General features: G+C 61.9%; 23 protein-coding genes. 3 read left to right on the plus strand and 20 right to left on the minus strand.

Translation table 11 applies throughout. The annotated features are described in order from the left end of the window. Window positions 1-561 (minus strand): hypothetical protein (locus WCA85_RS23965; protein WP_424067338.1); only part of this gene is annotated, 561 nt, incomplete at its 3' end. Between the two features lie 6 nt (window positions 562-567). Continuing rightward, window positions 568-2,028 carry an IMP dehydrogenase gene (guaB, locus tag WCA85_RS23970; protein ID WP_424067339.1) on the minus strand — a complete coding sequence of 487 codons (1,461 nt, stop codon included), beginning with the start codon at window positions 2,026-2,028 and terminating at the stop codon, window positions 568-570. A 251-nt stretch (window positions 2,029-2,279) separates the two neighbouring features. Between guaB and WCA85_RS23975 the strand changes: the two genes are divergently transcribed. Beyond that, window positions 2,280-3,257 (plus strand): DMT family transporter, encoded by a 978-nt coding sequence (locus WCA85_RS23975; RefSeq protein WP_424067340.1) that lies wholly within the window; start codon window positions 2,280-2,282, stop codon window positions 3,255-3,257. Between the two features lie 101 nt (window positions 3,258-3,358). On the opposite strand, the gene WCA85_RS23980 is transcribed toward WCA85_RS23975, so the two are convergent. Both WCA85_RS23980 and WCA85_RS23985 read right to left on the minus strand, forming a co-directional pair. Continuing rightward, window positions 3,359-3,691 (minus strand): RnfH family protein, encoded by a 333-nt coding sequence (locus WCA85_RS23980; RefSeq protein WP_424067341.1) that lies wholly within the window; start codon window positions 3,689-3,691, stop codon window positions 3,359-3,361. Further along, on the minus strand, window positions 3,688-4,125 hold the full coding sequence (locus WCA85_RS23985) for a type II toxin-antitoxin system RatA family toxin (RefSeq protein WP_424067342.1): 438 nt from the start codon (window positions 4,123-4,125) through the stop codon (window positions 3,688-3,690). The genes WCA85_RS23980 and WCA85_RS23985 overlap by 4 nt, the downstream gene beginning before the upstream one ends. A 100-nt stretch (window positions 4,126-4,225) precedes the next feature. Here WCA85_RS23985 and smpB point away from each other — a divergent pair, with 100 nt between their 5' ends. Further along, on the plus strand, window positions 4,226-4,672 hold the full coding sequence (gene smpB / locus WCA85_RS23990; protein WP_424067343.1) for an SsrA-binding protein SmpB: 447 nt from the start codon (window positions 4,226-4,228) through the stop codon (window positions 4,670-4,672). 203 nt (window positions 4,673-4,875) lie between these two features. On the opposite strand, the gene WCA85_RS23995 is transcribed toward smpB, so the two are convergent. The 3 genes from WCA85_RS23995 to ppsA form a co-directional block, all read right to left on the minus strand. After that, entirely contained in the window at window positions 4,876-5,808 is a 933-nt protein-coding gene (locus tag WCA85_RS23995; RefSeq protein ID WP_424067344.1) for an SPFH domain-containing protein, read from the minus strand. Between the two features lie 116 nt (window positions 5,809-5,924). Continuing rightward, window positions 5,925-6,368, minus strand: coding sequence for an NfeD family protein (locus WCA85_RS24000; RefSeq protein WP_424067345.1), 444 nt, complete (start codon window positions 6,366-6,368; stop codon window positions 5,925-5,927). 135 nt (window positions 6,369-6,503) lie between these two features. Further along, window positions 6,504-8,906, minus strand: coding sequence for a phosphoenolpyruvate synthase (ppsA, locus tag WCA85_RS24005; RefSeq protein WP_424067346.1), 2,403 nt, complete (start codon window positions 8,904-8,906; stop codon window positions 6,504-6,506). Between the two features lie 559 nt (window positions 8,907-9,465). Here ppsA and ppsR point away from each other — a divergent pair. Then, window positions 9,466-10,281 (plus strand): posphoenolpyruvate synthetase regulatory kinase/phosphorylase PpsR, encoded by an 816-nt coding sequence (gene ppsR / locus WCA85_RS24010; protein WP_424067347.1) that lies wholly within the window; start codon window positions 9,466-9,468, stop codon window positions 10,279-10,281. 176 nt (window positions 10,282-10,457) lie between these two features. Here the strand turns inward: ppsR and WCA85_RS24015 are convergent, their stop codons facing one another. From WCA85_RS24015 to pyrH, 13 genes are all read right to left on the minus strand, one after another. Then, window positions 10,458-11,240, minus strand: a complete 783-nt coding sequence (locus WCA85_RS24015; RefSeq protein WP_424067348.1) for a TrmH family RNA methyltransferase — start codon at window positions 11,238-11,240, stop codon at window positions 10,458-10,460. A gap of 55 nt (window positions 11,241-11,295) precedes the next feature. Further along, window positions 11,296-12,054 (minus strand): ribonuclease HII, encoded by a 759-nt coding sequence (gene rnhB / locus WCA85_RS24020; RefSeq protein ID WP_424067349.1) that lies wholly within the window; start codon window positions 12,052-12,054, stop codon window positions 11,296-11,298. Beyond that, window positions 12,051-13,220, minus strand: coding sequence for a lipid-A-disaccharide synthase (gene lpxB / locus WCA85_RS24025; protein ID WP_424067350.1), 1,170 nt, complete (start codon window positions 13,218-13,220; stop codon window positions 12,051-12,053). Before lpxB ends, rnhB begins: the two co-directional genes overlap by 4 nt. A gap of 3 nt (window positions 13,221-13,223) precedes the next feature. Continuing rightward, window positions 13,224-14,012: an acyl-ACP--UDP-N-acetylglucosamine O-acyltransferase gene (lpxA, locus tag WCA85_RS24030; RefSeq protein WP_424067351.1), complete on the minus strand. Its 789-nt coding sequence runs from the start codon at window positions 14,010-14,012 to the stop codon at window positions 13,224-13,226. A gap of 170 nt (window positions 14,013-14,182) precedes the next feature. Then, entirely contained in the window at window positions 14,183-14,650 is a 468-nt protein-coding gene (fabZ, locus tag WCA85_RS24035; RefSeq protein ID WP_117336601.1) for a 3-hydroxyacyl-ACP dehydratase FabZ, read from the minus strand. Between the two features lie 105 nt (window positions 14,651-14,755). Further along, a complete protein-coding gene (lpxD, locus tag WCA85_RS24040; RefSeq protein ID WP_424067352.1) occupies window positions 14,756-15,835 on the minus strand; it encodes a UDP-3-O-(3-hydroxymyristoyl)glucosamine N-acyltransferase in 1,080 nt (359 codons plus the stop codon). 20 nt (window positions 15,836-15,855) lie between these two features. Continuing rightward, window positions 15,856-16,410, minus strand: coding sequence for an OmpH family outer membrane protein (locus tag WCA85_RS24045; RefSeq protein WP_424067353.1), 555 nt, complete (start codon window positions 16,408-16,410; stop codon window positions 15,856-15,858). Between the two features lie 230 nt (window positions 16,411-16,640). After that, window positions 16,641-18,032, minus strand: coding sequence for an RIP metalloprotease RseP (gene rseP / locus WCA85_RS24050; RefSeq protein WP_424067354.1), 1,392 nt, complete (start codon window positions 18,030-18,032; stop codon window positions 16,641-16,643). 7 nt (window positions 18,033-18,039) lie between these two features. Next, window positions 18,040-19,245, minus strand: coding sequence for a 1-deoxy-D-xylulose-5-phosphate reductoisomerase (locus WCA85_RS24055; RefSeq protein ID WP_424067355.1), 1,206 nt, complete (start codon window positions 19,243-19,245; stop codon window positions 18,040-18,042). 10 nt (window positions 19,246-19,255) lie between these two features. Further along, the gene (locus WCA85_RS24060; protein ID WP_424067356.1) at window positions 19,256-20,083 is read right to left on the minus strand and encodes a phosphatidate cytidylyltransferase; all 828 of its coding nucleotides are present in this window, start codon (window positions 20,081-20,083) and stop codon (window positions 19,256-19,258) included. Then, on the minus strand, window positions 20,077-20,859 hold the full coding sequence (uppS, locus tag WCA85_RS24065; protein ID WP_424067357.1) for a polyprenyl diphosphate synthase: 783 nt from the start codon (window positions 20,857-20,859) through the stop codon (window positions 20,077-20,079). Before uppS ends, WCA85_RS24060 begins: the two co-directional genes overlap by 7 nt. A gap of 63 nt (window positions 20,860-20,922) precedes the next feature. Further along, window positions 20,923-21,483, minus strand: coding sequence for a ribosome recycling factor (frr, locus tag WCA85_RS24070; protein ID WP_424067358.1), 561 nt, complete (start codon window positions 21,481-21,483; stop codon window positions 20,923-20,925). A gap of 97 nt (window positions 21,484-21,580) precedes the next feature. Beyond that, on the minus strand, window positions 21,581-22,294 hold the full coding sequence (pyrH, locus tag WCA85_RS24075; protein ID WP_117336610.1) for a UMP kinase: 714 nt from the start codon (window positions 22,292-22,294) through the stop codon (window positions 21,581-21,583). Window positions 22,295-22,459: the final 165 nt, after the last annotated feature.

Genomic DNA, 22,459 nt, shown 5'->3' on the forward strand with positions numbered 1-22,459 from the left:
GGTTGCCGTGCTGACAGGCATCACCGGACGCGTTACCGGCGTTACCACCGACTCGACTACCGGCTCAGCCCGGTACCCCACCGCGTCGCGCCCTCTGGCTGCGTCTTTTGCAGCCTGCCGCTCAGCGCGCTCCGCAGCCACGGCCTCAGTGACGCGCAGACGTTCACGCCGCCGCACCACACGTGCGAGGCGCACGCCGCCGAGTCCCACCACAACCAGCACGACACCCGCCAACACCGCTACAAGCTGCCCAAAGCCGGTGAGCTCCGGCCGATGCAGGCCGATCAGCCACACCACCATCAGCAAGCCCGTCAGCCAGTTCACATGCCCGACGACCTTGGCGACCGTGGTAGTCAGCGCGCCGTCAATCGAAGCATGGAAAGCCAGCCACGCCAGCCCGATCAGCGCAATACCCAGCCCTTGCCCGACCAGCGTGGGCTCGGTTTGCACCAGTTGCAGTGCGTTGTACAGCGAGGTCCACGGCGTCAGCAGGAACAGCAGGCCGAACGCCAGCAACAGCAAGGCATCGATGATCAGGATGGCGCGCAGCAGCGGCTTCATAGGCGTTTAGTCCACGTGGTAGTTGGGCGCTTCCTTGGTGATCTGCACGTCATGCACATGCGACTCGCGCAGGCCCGCACCGGTGATCTGGACGAACTCGGCCTTGTCATTCATCTCCGCGATGGTGCGGCAGCCGCAGTAACCCATGCTGGCGCGCACGCCGCCGATCAGCTGGAACAGGATCGCGTTGACCGAACCCTTGTAGGCGACGCGGCCTTCAATGCCTTCCGGCACGAGCTTGTCGATGTTCGCCGAGTTGTCCTGGAAGTAACGGTCTGCTGCGCCGTCCTTCATCGCGCCGACCGAACCCATGCCACGATACGACTTGTACTGACGGCCCTGATACAGGAACACGTCGCCCGGCGATTCTTCGGTGCCGGCGAACATGCTGCCCATCATCACGGCATTCGCGCCAGCTGCCAGCGCCTTGCTGATATCGCCCGAGAAGCGCACACCGCCGTCAGCGATGACCGGTACACCCGTGCCCTTGAGCGCTTCCGATACGTTGGCAATCGCCGTCACCTGCGGCACGCCCACACCCGCGACGATACGCGTGGTACAGATCGAGCCTGGGCCGATGCCTACCTTCACGCCATCCGCGCCGTATTCGACCAATGCCTTCGCTGCCGCGGCCGTGGCGATGTTGCCGCCAATCACTTCCACGTGCGGGAAGTTCTTCTTGACCCAACGGACGCGCTCGAGTACGCCCTTGCTGTGACCGTGGGCGGTATCCACGACGATCACATCCACGCCCGCCTGCACCAACAGCGTGACGCGCTCTTCGTTGTCTTCACCAACCCCGACTGCGGCGCCCGCGCGCAGCTTGCCGTGTTCGTCCTTACACGCATCCGGGTGTTCGGTCTGCTTGGTGATGTCCTTCACCGTCATCAGGCCGCGCAGTTCGAACGAGTCGTTGATGACCAGCACGCGCTCGAGCCGGTGGCTATGCATCAGCGCCTTGGCTTCGGCGAGCGGCGTGCCTTCCTTGACGGTGACGAGGCGTTCGCGCGGCGTCATGATGTTGCGCACCGGCTCGTCCAGACGCTCTTCGAAACGCAGGTCGCGGTTGGTGACGATGCCAATCAGTTGCGCGCCTTCGACGACCGGGAACCCGGAAATGCCATGCTGGCGGGACAGCGCAATCACGTCGCGCACCTTCATTTGCGGCGGCACCGTGATCGGATCACGCACCACGCCCGATTCGAAACGCTTCACTTTGGCCACTTCACTCGCCTGCTCGGCCGGCGTGAGGTTCTTGTGGATGATGCCGACACCGCCCATTTGCGCCATGGCAATGGCGAGGCGGGCTTCGGTGACCGTGTCCATGGCGGCGGACACGAGCGGCATATTCAGGGAAATGTTGCGGGTCAGCCGGGTCTTGAGGCTGGTGTCGCGCGGCAGAACGTCGGAGAAGGCCGGGACGAGGAGCACGTCATCGAACGTGAGTGCTGTTTGGATCAGACGCATGGCAAATCCTATAGGCGCAAAAGCGAATTATACGCGAAACCTCGCCGGTTTTCACTGCACGAACAGGAGGTTAGCGAATTTCCCGCGATTTTCCAGGGTCTTTCCAGACACTTTCAGCAGGCAGGTTTCGCTTCGTCGTTCGGGTCCGTTTCGAACGGGTTTCGTTTGCGCGAGTGCAGGATCAAACAAGACGCCCGACCTTGCGGCACGGTAATCTGCGCAACCGTTCAGTTTTCAGGTTGGAGCAGTCAATGCAGCGTGGTGTGGCTTACGGCGTGATGGCCGGGGCGTTGTGGGGCATGGTGTTTCTGGTGCCGCGAATTTTGCCCGATTTTTCCCCGCTGCTGCTGAGCGCGGGCCGCTACACCATGTATGGTCTCGTTTCGCTGGCCGCCGCCCTGCCGATGGCGCGCTCCCTGCTGACCCGGCTGACGCGCGAGGATCTCGCCGCGCTCGCCAGGCTCGCGCTGGCGGGCAACCTGCTCTACTACGTGCTGCTGTCGAGCGCCGTGCACCTGATCGGCATTGCGCCCTCGTCGCTGATCGTCGGCGTGTTGCCGGTCACCATCACGCTGCTCGGCCGTCGCGACCACGGCGCGGTACCGCTGGCCCGGCTCGCATGGCCGCTGGCGATGGTCATGGCCGGAATTGTCTGCATTAATGTGGATGTGTTCACAACGGCTCCCGACGGCGCCCCGGTCGGCATGCTGACGAAGCTCGCCGGACTCGCCTGTGCGGTTGGCGCGCTCGTCTGCTGGACGTGGTTTGCCATTGAAAACTCTCGCTATCTGCAGCGTCAGACCCATTTCAACGGCAACGAATGGTCGGTGTTATGGGGCGTGGTGACGGGTGCGCTCGGCGCGTCGTTATGGCTGGTGATCGGTTTGTTGCCGACCGGCAGCCTCCAGACAACGCTTGCCAGCGAGCGCTGGCACAGCTTCTGGCTGCTCAACCTCGGATTGGCGATTGGCGCGTCATGGCTGGGTAACGGGCTGTGGAACGCCGCCTCGAAGCGCTTGCCGTTGACCTTGTCTGGTCAGATGATCGTGTTCGAGACGTTGTTCGCACTGCTTTACGCGTTCATTTACGACCACCGGTTGCCGAGGCCGCTTGAAATGGCCGCCATTGCGCTGCTAGTGGCCGGCGTGAGCTGGTCGGTACGGCAGCATGCAGATGATGATGCGGGAAGCGCGTCGATCGAGGAGAAGGCGCAGGCGTCGGCGCATTAGGTGGCGCATGAATCGGCGCCCGCGAGACCGTTACGTTCCACTATCCGGCGGATTCACCCGCGCACCGATTAGAGCCGCTGCCAGCCAGCAGACCTGCCGCCCTACCGCGAGTCCCGGTGCATCCACCTGCGCCCTTCAATCGATCCTGCCTTGCGAGTCTTCTCGACCCGCCGCTGGCGCGCGGCCTTCGGATCGACCAGCAGCGGACGATAGATTTCCACCCGATCGTGATCGGCAAGCACCGCATCGAGCGGCTTGAGCTTGCCGAACACACCTACCTTCTGCTCCGCAAGATTGATCTGCGGATAGCGTTCGAGGATGCCACTAGCATCCAGCGCCTGCCGCACCGTCGCGCCTTCGGGGAGTTCGACGGCAACCAGCGCCTGCCCACCCGGCAGCGCGTAACAAACTTCGATCGACAGCACGGCGCTCATGCCTTACCGTAGCGCTGATCAGCGCGCTTCACGAATGATTCAACGAAGGTGTTGGCGATATGACTGAACACCGGGCCGATGATCTTCTCGAGGATGATGTTGGTGAATTCGTAGTGCAACGCGAATTCGATCTTGCAGGCATCTTCGCGAAGGGGCGTAAAGCGCCAGTAGCCAGTGAATTTCCTGAACGGGCCATCAGCGAACTCCATATCGATACGCGTGGGCCGCTGCATGCTGTTGCGGGTCGCGAAGTGCTGTTTGATGCCCTTGAAGTTGATATCGATCTTCGCCTCCATGCCCGCTTCATCCTGGCGACGGACCTCGACCCCGCCGCACCAGGGCAGGAAGTTGGGGTAATCAGCGACATCGGTGACGAGGTCGAACATCTGTTCCGCCGAATGGCGTATCAACACGGTTTTCTGGACATCTGCCATAAATTGGACAGCACGTGGCAAGGGTGGACAAGCGCAGCGGGCTTTCCTCGCCCCGCTTTGCTAAAATCGTGATTTTAAACGAGTTGGGCACTTTCCATTCATGAGCATCATAGACAACAGAAAAGCCTTCTACGACTACTCGGTCGAAGAACGCTACGAAGCAGGGCTCGTGCTCGAAGGATGGGAGGTCAAAGCGTTGCGCGCCGGCCGCGGGCAGATCAAGGAAGGCTATGTCGTTATCAAGAATAACGAACTGTTCCTGATCGGCACGCACATCAGCCCATTGCCCGAGGCGTCCACCCATATCACGCCAGACCCCGTACGCACCCGCAAGCTCCTCCTGCATAGCGAGGAAATCAGCAAGCTGATCGGCAAGGTCGAGCAGCGTGGTTATACGCTCGTGCCGCTAAACTTTCATTACAAGGGTGGCCGCGTCAAATGTGAAATCGGCCTCGCGAAGGGCAAGAAGCAGCACGACAAACGCGAAACCGAGAAGAAGCGCGACTGGGAACGCGAAAAGGCGCGCTTGATGCGCACGCCGACCTGAGTTGAAGCGGCGCGGGGCGCCTCGCGGCGGATGCGGAGCGCCTGCGGCGCTGCCGGCCCGCTGATCGTTTGTCGGCAGTGGCAGCTACCGCAGAGCGGCTGTAGCAGCTACCCCCGCACGGCTGCGGCGTTTGAGCGGCTGCTGCGCCAACTCCAGAGCGGCTGTTGCCACAGCCGCCCCACCCGCCCAACACACGCCGCCGTTTAGCGAACCTCAGTGCCGCCCTTGCCCTTGTTCACAATCGTCAGCGCGGACGCAATCATCGCACTCATGTTGGACAGATCGCCCGGCACGATTAGCGTGGTGCCTTGCTTGGCGAGATTGCCGAACGCATTCACGTATTGTTCGGCCACCTTCAGGTTGACCGCTTCCATGCCGCCAGCCGACTGGATCGCCGCGGCAATCTTCTGAATAGCCTGTGAATTCGCCTCGGCGACCGCCAGAATCGCTGCCGCCTGCCCCTGGGCCTGATTGATCGCCGCCTGCCGTTCGCCTTCCGACTTCTGGATCGCCGCCTCACGGCCGCCCGAAGCAATATTGATCTGCTCCTGCTTGCGCCCTTCCGACGCCGCGATCAACGCGCGCTTCTCACGCTCGGCCGTAATCTGCGCCTGCATCGCATGAAGAATTTCCTTCGGCGGCGTCAGATCCTTGATTTCGTAGCGCAGCACTTTCACACCCCAGTTCGAAGCCGCCTCATCGAGCGAAGACACGATACTGTGATTGATGTAATCGCGTTCCTCGAAGGTCTTGTCGAGTTCGAGCTTACCGATTACCGAACGCAACGTGGTCTGCGACAACTGCGTGATCGCGAACACGAAATTGCTCGAACCGTACGACGCCTTCATCGGGTCCGTAACCTGAAAGTACAGCACGCCGTCAACCTGCAACTGGGTGTTGTCACGCGTGATACACACCTGGCTCGGCACATCCAGCGGGATTTCCTTGAGGACGTGCTTATAGGCAATCCGGTCCACGAACGGCACGACCAAGGTCAGCCCCGGCGTGAGCGTTGCGTGATAGCGGCCAAGCCGCTCGAGTACCCACGCATGCTGCTGCGGCACGATCTTGATGGTCTGCGCCGCGATCACGATGACGATGATGAGAAGGACTGCTCCGACGATAGTCGAATCCATAGTTACTCCACTCTCTGGCTTGAATTGTTATGTTGTGCGGCCAGCCTGCGTCAGGTTGTGCCCCACTCCCCCGGCCGAGGTGCCTGCTTCTGACATTCACCTCGGTTTTGAAAACCTCACGCACCCGCCGCCCGCTTGCTGGCCACGACAATCAGGCGGCTGCCGTCGAGCGCGCTGATTTCGTAGACCTTGGCATCCTCCGGTTCGCCCGGCGCAAGTTCGACATCCCACGCGGCGCCCCGATAGTTTGCGCGTGCCCGCCGGTCACGCCATCCGGTTACGGCCAGTGTCTGACCGATATCCATATTCACATCGGGATTGCGCGCGGCCACCGTACGTGTCCTGCGGCCAAACCGCGACCGCCGTAGCAGCAACACTGCTGCCAACGCCACCAGCGCGGCGACTACGAACTGCACATCGGCGTTTGCGCCCGCTATCCGCGTGAACGCAGCCGCGATGAAACCCAATGCGATCATCAACAAATAAAAGGTGCCGCTCATCAACTCCAGCACGATCAGCACACCCGCTCCGACCCACCAGAACAGTCCACCTGGCGCCACGTCGACCTCCCCCAAAGCAAAACACCCCGGATCTACCGGGGTGTTTATAGCACGAAGCTGGTGCAATTTACCGCGCGCCCGCGTTCTGTTTGATGAACCGCAGGCGGCGGTAACGCGTGCTGCTTATTTGCTGACTTACTTTGCTGACTTAGCCAGCGCCTGCCACGTCTCGATGATCGTGTCCGGGTTCAGCGAGATCGACGCAATGCCTTCTTCCGTCAGCCACTGCGCGAAATCCGGATGATCCGAAGGACCCTGGCCGCAAATACCGACGTACTTGTTCAGCCGGAGGCACGTCTCAATGGCGCGCTTGAGCATGAACTTCACAGCCGGATCGCGCTCGTCGAAATCCACAGCCAGCAGTTCCATGCCGGAATCGCGGTCGAGACCCAGCGTGAGCTGCGTCAAGTCGTTCGAACCGATCGAGAAGCCGTCGAAGAACTGCAGGAACTCTTCGGCGAGGATCGCGTTCGACGGCACTTCGCACATCATGATGAGACGCAGCCCCTTCTCGCCACGCTTCAGGCCGAACTTGCCGAGCAGACCAACCACACGCTCCGCCTGCTTGAGCGTGCGCACGAACGGCACCATGATCTCGACGTTGTCCAAACCCATCTCTTCGCGCACACGCTTCAACGCGATGCATTCCATCTGGAACGCTTCGGCAAAGTCTTCGGCGATGTAACGCGACGCACCACGGAAACCGAGCATCGGGTTTTCTTCGTCCGGCTCGTAACGCGAGCCGCCAATCAGCTTCTTGTACTCGTTCGACTTGAAGTCCGACAGACGCACGATGACGGGCTTCGGATAAAACGCCGCCGCGATCGTGGCAATCCCTTCGGTCAGCTTGTCGACGTAGAACGCGCGCGGCGACGCGTGACCGCGTGCAACGCTTTCGACCGCTTTCTTTAGATCCGGATCGACGTTCGGGTACTCCAGAATCGCCTTCGGATGCACGCCGATGTTGTTGTTGATGATGAACTCGAGCCGCGCGAGGCCCACGCCCGCGTTCGGCAACTGCGAGAAGTCGAACGCGAGTTGCGGATTGCCGACGTTCATCATGATCTTCACCTTGATCGGCGGCAGTTCGCCGCGCTGGACTTCGGTGATTTCAGTTTCGAGCAGGCCGTCGTAGATCTTGCCTTCGTCGCCTTCCGCGCACGACACGGTAACGAGCGCGCCTTCCTTCAGCAGATCGGTTGCGTCGCCGCAGCCCACCACGGCCGGCACGCCCAGTTCACGCGCGATAATCGCCGCGTGGCAGGTACGCCCGCCGCGGTTCGTGACGATCGCCGAAGCGCGCTTCATTACCGGTTCCCAGTTGGGGTCGGTCATGTCGGCCACCAGCACGTCGCCGGGCTGCACGCGGTCCATCTCCGACGGATCGTGAATCACGCGTACCGGACCCGCGCCGATCTTCTGGCCGATCGCGCGGCCCGTGATGATGACCTGCGACTGGCCCTTCAGCTTGAAGCGCTGCTCGGCCTTGCCCGATGCCTGGCTCTTCACCGTTTCCGGGCGCGCCTGCAGGATGAAGATCTTGCCGTCGCGGCCGTCCTTGCCCCACTCGATGTCCATCGGACGCTGGTAGTGCTTCTCGATGATCACCGCGTACTTCGCCAGTTCGATCACGTCTTCGTCGGTGATCGAGAAGCGGTTGCGTTGCTCATGAGGAACGTCAACGGTTTTCACGCGACCAGGCTCGCCCGGCTTGGTGAATTCCATCTTGATCAGCTTGGAGCCAATCGAGCGGCGAATAATCGGATACTTGCCTTGCGCAAGCGTGGTCTTGTAGACGTAGAACTCGTCCGGATTGACGGCGCCCTGCACGACGGTTTCACCCAGACCGTAGCTCGACGTGATGAACACCGCGTCCTTGAAGCCGGATTCCGTATCGAGCGTGAACATCACGCCGGCCGCGCCGACGTCCGAGCGCACCATGCGCTGCACGCCAGCGGACAACGCCACTTCAGCGTGGGTAAAGCCCTTGTGGACACGATAGGAAATGGCGCGGTCGTTATACAGCGACGCGAACACGTGCTTCATGCGATCGAGCACGTCTTCGACGCCGACCACATTGAGGTAGCTTTCCTGTTGACCCGCAAACGACGCGTCCGGCAGATCTTCTGCCGTGGCCGACGAGCGGACTGCGAACGAAAGCTCTTCAGGCGAGCTGTTCTGGAGCGTGTCGAAGCCCGCGCGAATGTCAGCCTCGAGCTTCGGCTGAAGCGGTGCGTCGACAATCCATTGACGGATTTCCTTGCCGGCTTCGGCAAGTGCTTTCACATCGTCGACGTCGAGCGTCTCAAGACGTTTGGCGATGCGTTCGGTCAGGTCGTTGTGATGGAGAAAGTCGCGAAATGCCAGCGCCGTCGTGGCGAAACCGGTCGGCACACGGACGCCAGCCTGTGCGAGTTGACTGATCATCTCGCCCAGTGAGGCATTCTTGCCGCCGACAATCTCCACATCGGTCATTCGCAACTGCTCGAATGGAACTACATACGCCTGATCCTTTGCGACGTTAACTGCGTTAGTCATACAAGCCCCTAAGTGTGAAAGAAATACTCGGCTGTGCAAGTGGGCTTGGACACGAGCGCTCATAGGAAGCGGGATCTCGGGTCTTGCACAACCTGTTAGATAAGCAATCGCGTTAAAGCGCGGTGGCGGAACCTTGCAACCGCCCAACGATGCATGCAAAAAGCACGACGAAGCCAGCGGTTCGACGATATTTTTCAAAATCGCCGCAAGTTATCGGCAAAAACGCAGCAAAAACGCAGCAAAAAGCGGGCCGATGACCGGGCGATAGGCGCGAGTTAAGCGCGGTTCGCACGCAATTGCTTATCCAACAGGTTGCCGCTATTCTACCGTGCCGACTCTCGAAATGTGACTGTCGGACGAGAATTGCGCCTCGAACCGCGCCCCGGACCTGCCGACGGGCTCCTTGCGAGGCCGCGGCGGCCAGCGGGGCGCATGAGCGGTGCCCACGGCGCGCTATGCCGACCCTGCTGCAGCCTGCGGTTAGCCACCGCGCAGCGGCCGTCGACACGGCGATGTTTGATTCGAGCGTTTTTTTCCGCTCACGTTCCCTGCCCCACTGATGCCGCCCACCGTATTCATCGTCTCCGACGGTACCGGGATCACTGCCGAAACCTTCGCGCATTCGATCCTTTCCCAGTTCGACCAGAAATTCCGTCTGGTCCGCGTACCCTTTGTCGATTCCACCGAGAAAGCCTACGCGACGCTGGAAAAAATCAACGAAGCGGTCCAGCAGGACGGCCGACGACCGATCGTCTTCACGACGCTAGTCGACAGCGCGTCGAACAAGATCGTCAAAGGCTCGAATGCGCTGGTGCTGGATATGTTCCAGACCTTCGTTGAACCGCTCGAACAGGAACTGGAACTAAAGTCGAGCCACGCCATGGGCCGTGGTCACCAGAATGCGGACACTGAGGAGTACAAGAACCGCATCGAGGCGATCAATTTCTCGCTCGCTCACGATGACGGTCAATCCAATCGCAATCTGGCCGACGCCGACGTGATTCTGGTTGGCGTGTCGCGCAGCGGCAAAACGCCGACGAGCCTTTATCTGGCCATGCAGTATGGAGTTAAGGCGGCCAACTATCCGCTGATCCCGGAAGACTTCGAGCGCGGCAAGCTGCCGACGCCGCTGCTCGCGCATCGTCAAAAGATGTTCGGCTTGTCGATCGATCCGCAACGGCTCTCGGAAATTCGCAACGAGCGCCGTCCGGGCAGCAAGTACGCGGCGCCAGAGAACTGCCGTTACGAGATCAATGAAGCGGAAACGATGATGCGGCGGGAGGGGGTCAAGTGGTTGTCGTCGACGCACAAGTCGATCGAAGAGATCGCGACGACAATCCTGCAAGAGATCAAGCTCGACCGGCAAGCTTATTGAGCGATGTCGGGCGGTCGTGGTGCAATGGCTGCGACCGCTTTTATTTGAGCTTCCCGCCGCGCGCTGTGGCGAGCCGTGCGGTTGTGGCGATCCCAGGTGCTGCGGTGAGCCGTGGGGCGGCGACGATCCGTGACGATACAGCGAGCGGTGACACGGCCCGGTTCAATCGCAGTCGATCAGCCACCGCGCTGCTGGCGACACTGCTCGAACAGGCACACAGCCGCCGCCGCGGCGACATTCAAAGATTCCATTCCACCCGGCTGCGGGATCGTCACGCGCAGCGTGACGGCGTCCCGCCACGACTGCGACACGCCAGCGCCCTCATTGCCCATGACCCAGGCAAGCTGCCCGGATAAGTCGCAATCGTAGATGGCCTCAGCGCCGTGCGAGTCCGTGATAACCACCGGCACCGCAAGGCGCTCGATCAACGTCTGCGGCTCGACATCCTCGTGAATTTGCAGCAGGAAATGCGCGCCCATGCCCGAGCGCAGCACTTTCGACGACCATGCGTAGGCCGTGCCCGGCGCGCAGAATACCTGTTGAATGCCAGCTGCGGCCGCGCTGCGCAGAATAGAGCCGACATTGCCCGCATCCTGCACGCCGTCAAGCACCACGCAAGTCTGCGCCACCCGCTCCGGCAACTGCGCCGCGAGCTTCTCGACCAGCAACAGAATCCCGACCCCATTCACCACGTTAGATAGTTGCCCGAACAGTGCATCCGGCAACGTCACGATGCGCTGCTCGTCGATCCGCGCCACGATCGCCTGCGCCTCTTCGTGACGCAACGCGCCTTCGGTAATGATGCAGGTTTCGGGCTGGCCGGCGACGTCCAGATACGCGCTCGCGAGATGAAAGCCTTCGAGCAGCGCATGACCACTGCGACGCTGTTGATGCGTCGAACCGGCCAATGCTTTCAGGCGCTTGTAGAGCGGATTGTCCCGCGAGGTGATGGCTTTCACAGGCAGCGAAGACAGTGAGAAAGTGAGAGAAGCAGAATGAGATGCCGCTGTAGCTTCAGGAACGCGCGTCGTTTTCGCCGAATGGGTCGTCGAGCCATTCTTTGCCCACGACGACCGGTGGCAGCACCACCACCTCGGTGCTTAACGTAACCAACGCGCCCACCTTGCCGAACCGCACATGCGCCTCGCGCACCGGCGCAAATGAGCGTCGGTGGTGTTCGCATGGCCCGTGCTCACGCAACGCTGCAAGGTGCTGCGGCGTGCCGTAGCCCGAGTGCGCGTCGAAACCATAGACGGGAAAGGTCTGATGCAACTGCAGTAGCATCCGGTCGCGCGTGACCTTCGCGAGAATCGACGCTGCAGAAATGGACTTGACCAGCGCGTCGCCGCCGATGATCGCCTCGCTGCGAATGCTCAGCACCGGGCACCGATTACCGTCGATCTTGACGAGCGTAGGCACCACCGACAACCCTTCCACCGCGCGCTTCATCGCCAGCATGGTTGCGTGCAGGATGTTGAGCGTATCGATCTCTTCGACCGAAGCCGACGCAACGCAATAAGCCAGCGCCCGCTCGACGATCTTGTCGTACAGTTCGTCGCGCTTTTTAGCAGTGAGCGCCTTCGAATCGTCGAGACCGCGGATCATCGGTTTCGACGGATCGAAAATCACCGCCGCCGCCACCACCGGTCCAGCTAGCGGCCCCCGCCCTGCTTCGTCCACACCGCAGACGATTTCGTCCGGTGCGTTGAAGTTAAAACCGGGCTGCTCCGCCTTAGCCGCGGACTTGCGCCGGGGCGCACGAGCGCCGTTCATCGACGCACCCCACGGCGCTCGACCACGCTCGCGACCACTTCCGCTGCACGCTGGGCTGTGTTTTGCTTCAGCACGTGATGCATTTCCGTGAAGATTTCCGTCAGCGTGCGCCGGTTGGCCTCGTCGCGCAACTGTTTCAGCGTGGCATCCGCGAGCGCCTCGGGCGTTGCGAAGTGCTGCAGTATCTCCGGCACGACGAAGCGTCCCGCGAGAATATTCGGCAGGCCCACGTAGGGCAGATAGCCTTGGCGCCGCATGATCTGACCGGTCAGCCAAGGCACCTTGTACGAAATCACCATTGGCTTTTTCAGCAGCGCCGCCTCCAGCGTGACAGTGCCGCTCTTGACGAGGATCGCGTCGGCCGCGGTCATGGCGACCTGCGACTGCCCCTGGGTCAGCGTCAGCGCAAGACGCGGATGCGCCTCCACTAGCGGCTGCAGGAGTTCGCGCAACGCAGGGGTCGCAGCGGGCATCACGAAGCGGACACCCGGCTCGCGCTGCTGCATCAACTCCATCGCGGCAAAAAACGTGGGGCCAATCAGGTTGATTTCCGAGCGCCGGCTACCCGGCAACACCGCGATCACCGGACCGCTTTCCGGCAGACCAAGCGTGCGGCGCGCGCCGGCGGTATCGGGCTCGAGCGGAATTTCGTCCGCCAGAGGATGGCCGACGTACGACGCAGCCACACCCGCCTTTTCGAGCAGCGCGGTCTCAAACGGGAACACACACAGCATGTGGTCGACCGCCTTGGCGATCTTCTTGATCCGGCCGCCGCGCCATGCCCAGATGGACGGGCACACAAAGTGGATCGTCGGAATGCCCGCTTCGCGCAGCGCATGCTCGAGACCAAAGTTGAAGTCGGGAGCATCAACGCCGACAAACGCAGCGGGCGGTTCGGCCAGCAACTGACGCTTGAGTTCGTTGCGGATGCCCAGTATCTCGGGGATATGCCGCAGCACCTCGACATAACCACGTACGGACAGTTTTTCCAGCGGCCAATGCGCGTCGAAGCCGTTGGCAATCATGCGCGGACCACCGATGCCGTAGTACTGGGTACCTGCGGGCAGGCGGCTAGCGAGGCCGTTTAGCATCGACGCGGCAAGCAGGTCGCCGGAAGGCTCGCCGGCTACCATCGCGAGCCGCAGCGGACTGGTTTGCAAGACCATCGGTTAGCGGATGATGCCGCGTTGCGACGCAACCACGAAGTCGACCAGCGCCTTGACGGGCGCATCGCCGTCGCCGCCGGCCGAGGCGAGCTCAGCCAGTTGCACTTTGGCTTCTTCCAGCGACAGACCGTTTTTGTACAGCAATCGGTACGCAGCCCGAAGTGCCGAAATCGCGTCCGGCGAAAAACCCCGCCGACGCAGGCCTTCGACGTTGATGCCATGCGGCTCGGCCTTGTTACCGGCCGCGATCACAAACGGCGGGATGTCCTGCACGAGCGCCGATGCGCCGCCCAGCATCGAATGCGCACCAATGCGCACGAACTGATGGACGCCCGACATGCCGCCGACGATCGCATAGTCGCCAATCGTTACGTGCCCGGCCATTTGCGCGTTACTCGCCAGAATGACGTTGCTGCCGACGTGGCAGTCGTGCCCGAGATGGACGTACGCCATGATCCAGTTGTCGTCGCCAACCGTCGTGACGCCCGCGTCCTGCACCGTACCGGTGTGGATCGTGGTGAATTCGCGAATCGTGTTGCGATTGCCGACCACGAGCCGGGTGGGCTCGTCCCTGTACTTCATGTCCTGCGGCCGGCCACCGACCGCGGCGTAGTGGCCAATGCGGTTGTCTTCGCCGATGGTCGTATGACCTTCAATCACGCTGTGCGAACCGACCGTCGTACCCGCGCCGATCGTCACGTGCGGGCCAATAATGGCATACGGCCCGATTTCAACCGTTTCGTCGAGCTGCGCGCCCGGCTCGACGATTGCAGTGGGATGAATCCTGCTCATGCGCCCTCGCTTCTGATTCCGTTGCGTTATCTGGATGCCACCCGGGCGTCTCTCGCCTGAACGGCCCTCCATGCCTGGGCGGGCGCTGCCACCCGGCTGCCGCCAGCCACCCTTCTCGGGGGCTTCGGCGACAGACCGTCCTTCAATTGGCCGCCTATGCCCTGCGTACGTTACTTGCCGTCCGTATCCGTATGTCGAACCGCGCACATCAGGTCGGCTTCCGCAGCGACCACGCCATCCACCTCAGCGCGTGCCTTGAACTTCCAGATGCCCCGCATGTGCCGCTCGAATGTTGCGTTCAGGATCAGCTGATCGCCCGGTTCCACCACGCGCTTGAAGCGCGCATTGTCGATACCGACGAACAGGTACAGCGTGTTGGCCGGATCGTGCGGCTCTTCCGAGAACGTCAGCAACGCCGCGGTCTGCGCGAGCGCTTCGAGGATCAGCACGCCCGGCATCACCGGACGGCTCGGGAAGTGACCCATGAAGTACGGCTCGTTGATCGACACGTTCTTCAGCGCTTTGATGCTCTTGTGCGGCTCAAGTTCGAGCACCCGATCAACGAGCAGGATCGGATAGCGATGCGGCAGCAGCGTGAGAATCTTATGAATGTCGAGATTGATTTTTTCGGTGCTCATGGTGTTTCTACTCGCGCATTGACTGCGCGATGATGACTGCGGAAACGGTTCAGGTGGGTGGGTAACGCGTGCTGCCGCGGATTATGCGGCATCCTTACCCGGCGCTCACGTCTTGTCGCTCGGCGCGTGGGCGGCGGCCGCCGCCTCCAGCGCCTTGATACGGCCACGCAGTTTGTCGAGGTTGCGCATCAAGGCCGCGCTCTTGTTCCAGTCGGCGTGATTCACGGCCGGGAACGCGCTCGTGTACATGCCGGGCTTCAGCAGCGACTTCGATACGCCCGATTTCGCGGTCACGATCACATAATCGGCCAGTGTGACATGCCCTGCAATACCGACGGCGCCGCCGATCATGCAATGCCGGCCAATCGTCGTGCTGCCGGCAATGCCTGCGCAACCCGCGATCACCGTGTAGGCGCCAATCTTGCAGTTATGGCCAATCTGCACGAGATTGTCGATTTTCACGCATTCTTCGATGATGGTATCGGCCATCGCGCCGCGGTCGATCGTCGTATTGGCGCCGATCTCAACATCTGGGCCGATCGACACACCGCCGACCTGCGGAATCTTCACCCAGCTGCCGGTGCGAGCCTCGCCCTCGCCGACAAAATCCGGCGCAAAACCAAAGCCGTCCGAGCCGATCACCGCGCCGGCGTGGATGATGGCGCGCTCACCAATCTTGCAACCGTAATACACGCTGACGTTCGGATACAGATGCGAACCTGCGCCGATCTTCGTGGCACGGCCAATCACCACGTTCGCGTCGAGCCGCACGTGCTCCCCGATCACCACGCCCGCTTCCACCGTGACGTTCGGTCCGATAACGGCACTCGGCGCCACCTGCGCCGAAGGATCGATGCTCGCGCTGGGATGAACGCCCGGTATAGCCTTGGGCATGGCCAGATCGATGAAGGTCTGGGCGACGCGGGCAAAGTAAGCGTAGGGATTCGGCGTGACGATGAAGTTATGGGCGTCGCGAGAATCCAGCTTGGCGAGATCGTCCGCGTTGATCAGCACGGCACCGGCACGGGTAGTCTCGACCTGCGACAGATACTTCGGGTTAGCGAGGAACGCCAGTTGGTCCGGGCCTGCCTGATCGAGCGGTGCCAGGCTGCCCACGCGGTGCGAACGGTCTCCGACTACGTCTCCGCCGAACTGCTGGACGATCTGCTCGAGCGTAAATGCCATGCGTGTACTGCTCCTGCTATTCAGTTGCCGGTTGGGGACGACGCGCCATTCGTAGGCGCCGCTGCCAATGCCTTGAGCACCTGATCGGTAATGTCGATGCGCGGGCTCACATACACTGCCTCCTGAACAATCAGGTCGTAGTGCTGTTGCTCGGCAATCTGCTTGATTACCTTATTGGCCCGGTCGAGGACAGCCGCCAGTTCCTCGTTACGGCGCTGATTCAGGTCTTCGCGGAATTCGCGCTGCTTGCGCTGGAAGTCGGTATCGAGTTGCGACAGTTCGCGTTGCTTCTCGGCGCGGTCAGCGGGCGCCAGCGAAGCGCCGTTTTTGTCGAGTGAATCGGACATCGATTTCAGCTTCTGGGCCATGTCCTGCAAATCTTTGTCGCGTTTCGCGAATTCGGCCTCGAGCTTGGTCTGTGCCGCTTTCGCGGCCGATGACTCGCGCAGAATACGATCCGAATTGACAGCCGCGATCCTGGCTTCCTGCCCGTGCGCTACTCCAACGCCCAAAGTCATTGCCAGCGCAAGCGCGCACGCCACACGTTTCGAAAACATACCTGTTCGCAAAGTCATCCCTCTCGATACTGTAAAAAGGTCCAGGCAGCGCCCGGACCACCCAATCAGAATGCCGTTCCGAGCCGGAACTGGAATTTCTGGTACTACTCGCCGGCATCGAGCTTGCCGCCAACACCGCTGCCGTGGCCGCCCCGCACGTTGGAGCCGAGGACGAAGCCGCGCGCCCACGAAATTCGCGCAGGCCAAATCGGGTCAGGCGGCTGCTATGTAAAGCGCCGCCGGACACTTTAAAAATGGATTAGGCGAGCCAGATCGTTAAAAAGAGCGATCGCCGACAAGGCGACGATGCAGGCAAGCCCCGCTCTCTGGAGCACGAGCTGCCAGCGATCCGAGACAGCCTTGCCGGTTGCAGCTTCAACCAAATAATATAACAGATGCCCCCCGTCCAATACCGGAATCGGTAACAGGTTGAGTACCCCAAGGCTAATACTGACAAGGGCGAGGAATGACAGGAAGGCTGATGGACCAAGCCGCGCGCTCTTGCCCGCGTAGTCCGCAATCGTCACCGGGCCGGACAGGTTCTTCAGCGACGCTTCGCCGGTAATCATGCGGCCAAACATGCGTACCGAATACACCGCGAGATCCCACGTGCGGTGTGCCCCCAGTTGAATGCTTTCGATCGGACCATAGCGCACGTCGATCGACGGCACCTGAGTGGCCAGTTCCGCACCGATGCGGCCAATCTGCTGACCGCTGGTGTCGTCGCGCTGCATCAGCGGCACGACGTGGACTTCTACTGTTTTGCCGCCTTGGCCAGCAGCGTCTTCGCCGCGCTCGACCTGCAGCGTGACCGGCTTGTTCGCGTGCGTCTTGATATAGGCGATGAAAGCGGTGGCGTTGTCGGTCGGCGTGCCGTCGATCGACAACAGCCGGTCCCCGGCGACGAGGCCCCCGCGTTGTGCTGCACTGCCCGGCTGCACGCCCGCCACAATCAGCTTGCCGCCGCCCGGCTCGAAACCCAGGTGCGACATGAAATCATCGTCGACGTCTTTCTCGGAGACGTCGCGCAGATCCAGCGGAAACTCGAACGTCCCGTGGCCGTCCTTTGCGCTCAACACGATCCGGTGGTGATCAAACGCTGCACCGAGCAACTTCCAGCGTAGATCGGACCACGAGCGAACCGGCTCGGAGTCACTCCCGTCCGCATTGTGCACGGCGACTACCGTCTCACCGCCGTCGAATCCCGCGAGTGCTGCCGCCGTATTCGGCGCAGGCGCCGCGACGACGGCCGCAGGCTCTTTCACACCGGTGGCGTACACCGCGGCAAACAGGACAATGGCGAGGATGAAGTTGGCGACCGGACCGGCCGCGACAATTGCAAAACGCTTCGCCACAGACTGACGGTTGAACGCATGAGGCAAGTCATCTGGAGCGATGGGCGCGCCCGTTTCGCGCTCATCCAGCATCTTCACGTAGCCGCCCAGCGGCAGCGCGGCTACTGTCCATTCCGTGCCCGTTTTGGGACTCACCCACTGAATCAGCGGCTTGCCAAAGCCGATCGAAAAGCGCAGCACTTTCACACCGCACAGACGCGCTACGCTGTAGTGACCGTACTCGTGGACGACCACCAGCACGCCGATCGCGACGGCGAAGGCGAGCACTTCGATCAGCACATTCATATTCGCCTCACTGGACGACGCGTTCCGTGCGCTGCACGCCTGCCGGCAGTCGCTCGATAAAACTGGCCGCCGCCCGCCGCGCGGCTGCATCCGCTTCGATCACATCTTCGAGCGCGTGGGCGCTGCGATTGGGCAACGCGTTCAACACGGCGTCGACGGTTTGTGCGATCGCCATAAAGCCAATCTTGCGGGACAGGAAGGCATCGACCGCGACTTCGTTGGCGGCATTCAACGCGGCGCTCGCGACACCCCCTTCGGCAAGCGCTTTCATGGCCAGTGCCAGACAGGGGAAACGTGCGTAGTCCGGCTTCTCGAACGATAACGAGGCGATCTGCACGAGGTCCAGCTGAGCCACACCGGAATCGACCCGATCGGGGAAAGCCAGCGCGTGGGCGATCGGCGTACGCATGTCGGGATTGCCGAGTTGCGCCAGCACCGAGCCATCGACATACGAGACCATCGAATGGATCACGCTCTGCGGATGGATCAGCACTTCGATGCGCTCGCCCGGCAGGGCGAACAACCAATGCGCCTCGATGACTTCGAGGCCCTTGTTCATCATGGTCGCGGAATCGACCGAAATCTTGCGGCCCATCACCCAGTTCGGATGCTTGCAGGCTTCGTCGGGCGTGACATTCACGAGGCTCGCCGGCTCGCGGGTGCGGAACGGGCCGCCGGAAGCGGTCAGGATGATCTTCGATACGCCCCCATGCTGCGCTGCATCACGCGGCAGGCACTGGAAGATCGCGTTGTGTTCGCTGTCCACCGGCAACAGGATGGCTCCATGGTCGCGGACGGCGTCCATGAAGATCGCGCCGGACATCACCAGCGCCTCCTTGTTGGCCAGCAAGATGCGCTTGCCGGCGCGTGCGGCGGCAAGGCTCGGCGCGAGCCCTGCGGCGCCGACGATAGCGGCCACCACGGTATCGCAGCCGTCGCTCTTCGAAACGTCGATGAGCGCCTGCGGGCCGTATGTCACCTCAGTCTTGCAAGCAGCCTCGCGCAGTTTGGTCGCGACTTGCGCGGCCGTCGTTGCGTCGCCGACCACCGCCACTTCGGGGCGAAACCGCAGGCATTGTTCGACGAGCTTATCGCCATTGCGATGCGCCGTCAGCGCATAGACCGAAAAGCGCTCGGGATGACGCGCGACGACGTCGAGCGTGCTGTCTCCAATCGAGCCCGTGGAACCGAGCAGTGTCAGACGTTTTTGCATATCTCTTTCTCTAGCCGAAGTGCAGCAGCAGCATGGCGAGCGGCAGCACCGGCAATAGTGCGTCGATGCGGTCGAGGACCCCGCCGTGTCCCGGCAGCAGGCCGCTTGAATCTTTGACACCGGCCTGGCGTTTCAACATGGACTCGAACAGGTCGCCAATCACGCTGAAGACGACCAGAACCGTAAGGATCCCCAGGGTACGGGCAGCGCCAAGACGCTCAAGCAGCGCAGAATACAGGGTCGGTTCGAATGCATGCAAGGCAATAGCCGCTGAGGCGACGATTAAAACGGCTAACCAGCCGCCAATTGCGCCTTCCCATGTCTTACCCGGACTAATCGTCGGGGCCAGTTTGTGCCGACCAAACGCCTTGCCCGCAAAGTATGCGCCGATATCGGCCAGCCATACCACTAGCATCAGGGACAGGACAAACGATACGCCGATGGCGCGCGCGGCGACCAGCGCGTGCCAGCAGGCGGCGAACACCACGATTCCGGCAAGGAGCAGAAAGGCGCGCCATGCCCCTTTCGCGAGCGCAGGTTTGCGTACCAGCACAAACGGCCCGGCCAGCACCCAGAAAATCGCCGCAGCTTCGAGCAACGACCGGGGCGGCTGAAACTCGGAGCCTAGCCCAGTGCTAGCCACCAGCGCCACTGCGGCTACAAGTGCATAAATCACCGGGCCGGCGCCCTCGATTTTCAGCAGGCGCGCCCACTCCCACGCAGCGAAAACGAGCACGAACGCGATCAGCGCGCCAAACGCGCCAACTGGCGCAAACAGCGTGACCGGCAAGAACACCGCCAGCAGGACGATCGCCGTGATAACACGGGTTTTTAGCATGGAAGCGAATCGACGTTTTGCGATTGCGGCTCGAGTTGAGCACTGGTGCGGCCGAAGCGGCGCTCACGCTCCGCATACGAAGCGATGGCGTGGCCGAGGGCGTCGGCGTCGAAATCCGGCCAGAAAGTGTCGGTGAAGTAGAACTCTGTGTAGGCCAGTTGCCACAGCAGGAAGTTGCTGATGCGCTGCTCGCCGCCCGTGCGGATGAAGAGGTCCGGCTCCGGTGCATAAGCCATGGCCAGATGCTCGGCGAACGAGTCTTCGTTCACCTCGACGGCATGGCCCGCGAGTGCGGATTGCTCGGCCAGCTTGCGGGTGGCCTGCATAATGTCCCAACGGCCGCCATAGTTGGCGGCAATCGTCAGGGTAAGACGGGTATTGCGGGCGGTTTTGGACTCCGCGCGGCGAATCAGGTCCTGGATGCGCTTGTCGAACATCGCCAGATCGCCGACAACCCGCAGACGGATGCCATTCGCATGCAGTTTGCCGATTTCGCGCTCGAGCGCGGTCACGAACAGGCGCATCAGGAACGACACCTCTTCGTTCGGACGGCGCCAGTTTTCGGAGCTGAAGGCAAACAGCGTGAGATATTCGACGCCGGAACGCGCGCATGCCTCGACGGCGGCGCGTACCGCGTCCACGCCGCGCGTGTGGCCCGCAACGCGGGGCAGCCGGCGCTGCGTTGCCCAACGGCCATTGCCGTCCATGATGATCGCGATATGTCGCGGCACCGCCGCGACATCAGGCACGCGAACGGTTGAGCTGGTATAGGTCATGGCCGTCGGGACAATAACTGCAAAAAAGAAGTAAAGATCAGAAGATGCTGATGCCTGACGGCCTCAGACCGTCATGATCTCAGCTTCTTTGGTCGTGACGAGCTTGTCGATTTCGGTCACGAACTTGTCCGTCAGCTTCTGGACGTCGTCACCGGCACGACGCTCGTCGTCTTCGGAGATTTCTTTGTCTTTGACGAGCTTTTTCAGTTGCTCGTTTGCGTCACGGCGCAGATTGCGCACCGCGATCTTGGCGGTTTCGGCTTCGCTGCGCGCGACCTTGGTCAGCTCGCGACGGCGTTCTTCGGTCAGCGCGGGCATCGGGACGCGGATCACGTCGCCTTGCGTGGCCGGGTTCAGACCCAGGTCCGATTCGCGGATCGCCTTTTCGACGACCTGGACCATCTTCTTTTCCCACGGCTGGACGCCGATGGTACGTGCGTCGATCAGCGTAAGGTTCGCAACCTGCGAGATGGGTACGGGCGAGCCGTAATAATCGACCTGGATGTGATCGAGCAGGCCGGTGTGCGCACGGCCGGTGCGGATCTTCGACAGATCGTTCTTGAACGCGTCGATCGAGCGCTGCATCTTTTGCTCGACGCCCTTCCTGATATCAGCCACAGACATTTTTAAACCTCCGAACCTTCAAAACAGTGCGAACCAGCCAGCGCGCGCGTAGCGGCGGCCCGGGCTCGCGTAAAAGCCCACGTTGTACGACGAGAGTTTACACGTGGACGAGGGTACCCTCGTCCTCGCCTTGCACAATGCGCTTTAGCGCACCCGGCTTGACAATTGAGAACACACGGATCGGCAACTTCTGGTCGCGGCACAGCGCGAACGCGGTAGCGTCCATGACCTGCAGGTTGCGGCCGATCGCTTCGTCGAAGCTGATCGTCGTGTAGCGCGTGGCCGTCGGGTCCTTTTTGGGGTCGGCCGAGTAGACGCCGTCCACCTTGGTGGCCTTCAGTACGACTTCCGCGCCGATTTCCGAACCGCGCAGCGCTGCGGCCGTGTCCGTCGTAAAGAACGGGTTGCCCGTACCAGCCGCGAAAATCACGACCTTGCCCTCTTCCAGCTGGCGAATGGCGCGGGGCCGGATGTACGGCTCGACCACCTGATCCATACGCAGCGCCGACTGCACGCGCGCCTCGATCCCCGCGTGACGCATGGCGTCCTGCAGGGCCAGCGCGTTCATCATCGTGGCGAGCATACCCATATAGTCGGCCGTCGCACGGTCCATACCCGCCGCACCGCCCGCGACACCGCGGAAAATGTTGCCGCCGCCGATCACGACGGCCAGTTGCGTACCGAGCCGCACCACCTCGGCCACGTCCGCCACCATTCGTTCGATCGTCGCGCGATTAATGCCGAAGGCATCATCGCCCATCAGAGCTTCGCCGGAGAGTTTGAGCAGGACGCGTTTGTAGGCAGTGGGCATAGGGGTATCCAGATCGCGCAGAACAGGGCAACAACAAGAAACTAACTGTAGGGGTGAAATGCTGATTCGGGCAAGCGTCGCCAAATTGACGAACCCTAAGGCTCGCCAGCGGCGGCGGCACGGCGGGGGTCAACCCGCGCACCGCCTTGCGGCGCTGCCGACCGC

It is taken from the genome of Paraburkholderia sp. (assembly GCF_049581445.1).
In the GTDB taxonomy this organism is placed as follows: domain Bacteria; phylum Pseudomonadota; class Gammaproteobacteria; order Burkholderiales; family Burkholderiaceae; genus Paraburkholderia.

Bases quoted from the DNA above. Each gene is read 5' to 3' on its own strand.
- guaB (WP_424067339.1), bottom strand. From the start codon at position 2,028: ATGCGTCTGATCCAAACAGCACTCACGTTCGATGACGTGCTCCTCGTC.
- WCA85_RS23975 (WP_424067340.1), top strand. From the start codon at position 2,280: ATGCAGCGTGGTGTGGCTTACGGCGTGATGGCCGGGGCGTTGTGGGGC.
- WCA85_RS23980 (WP_424067341.1), bottom strand. From the start codon at position 3,691: ATGAGCGCCGTGCTGTCGATCGAAGTTTGTTACGCGCTGCCGGGTGGG.
- WCA85_RS23985 (WP_424067342.1), bottom strand. From the start codon at position 4,125: ATGGCAGATGTCCAGAAAACCGTGTTGATACGCCATTCGGCGGAACAG.
- smpB (WP_424067343.1), top strand. From the start codon at position 4,226: ATGAGCATCATAGACAACAGAAAAGCCTTCTACGACTACTCGGTCGAA.
- WCA85_RS23995 (WP_424067344.1), bottom strand. From the start codon at position 5,808: ATGGATTCGACTATCGTCGGAGCAGTCCTTCTCATCATCGTCATCGTG.
- ppsA (WP_424067346.1), bottom strand. From the start codon at position 8,906: ATGACTAACGCAGTTAACGTCGCAAAGGATCAGGCGTATGTAGTTCCA.
- ppsR (WP_424067347.1), top strand. From the start codon at position 9,466: ATGCCGCCCACCGTATTCATCGTCTCCGACGGTACCGGGATCACTGCC.
- rnhB (WP_424067349.1), bottom strand. From the start codon at position 12,054: ATGAACGGCGCTCGTGCGCCCCGGCGCAAGTCCGCGGCTAAGGCGGAG.
- lpxB (WP_424067350.1), bottom strand. From the start codon at position 13,220: ATGGTCTTGCAAACCAGTCCGCTGCGGCTCGCGATGGTAGCCGGCGAG.
- lpxA (WP_424067351.1), bottom strand. From the start codon at position 14,012: ATGAGCAGGATTCATCCCACTGCAATCGTCGAGCCGGGCGCGCAGCTC.
- fabZ (WP_117336601.1), bottom strand. From the start codon at position 14,650: ATGAGCACCGAAAAAATCAATCTCGACATTCATAAGATTCTCACGCTG.
- lpxD (WP_424067352.1), bottom strand. From the start codon at position 15,835: ATGGCATTTACGCTCGAGCAGATCGTCCAGCAGTTCGGCGGAGACGTA.
- WCA85_RS24045 (WP_424067353.1), bottom strand. From the start codon at position 16,410: ATGACTTTGCGAACAGGTATGTTTTCGAAACGTGTGGCGTGCGCGCTT.
- rseP (WP_424067354.1), bottom strand. From the start codon at position 18,032: ATGAATGTGCTGATCGAAGTGCTCGCCTTCGCCGTCGCGATCGGCGTG.
- WCA85_RS24055 (WP_424067355.1), bottom strand. From the start codon at position 19,245: ATGCAAAAACGTCTGACACTGCTCGGTTCCACGGGCTCGATTGGAGAC.
- WCA85_RS24060 (WP_424067356.1), bottom strand. From the start codon at position 20,083: ATGCTAAAAACCCGTGTTATCACGGCGATCGTCCTGCTGGCGGTGTTC.
- uppS (WP_424067357.1), bottom strand. From the start codon at position 20,859: ATGACCTATACCAGCTCAACCGTTCGCGTGCCTGATGTCGCGGCGGTG.
- frr (WP_424067358.1), bottom strand. From the start codon at position 21,483: ATGTCTGTGGCTGATATCAGGAAGGGCGTCGAGCAAAAGATGCAGCGC.
- pyrH (WP_117336610.1), bottom strand. From the start codon at position 22,294: ATGCCCACTGCCTACAAACGCGTCCTGCTCAAACTCTCCGGCGAAGCT.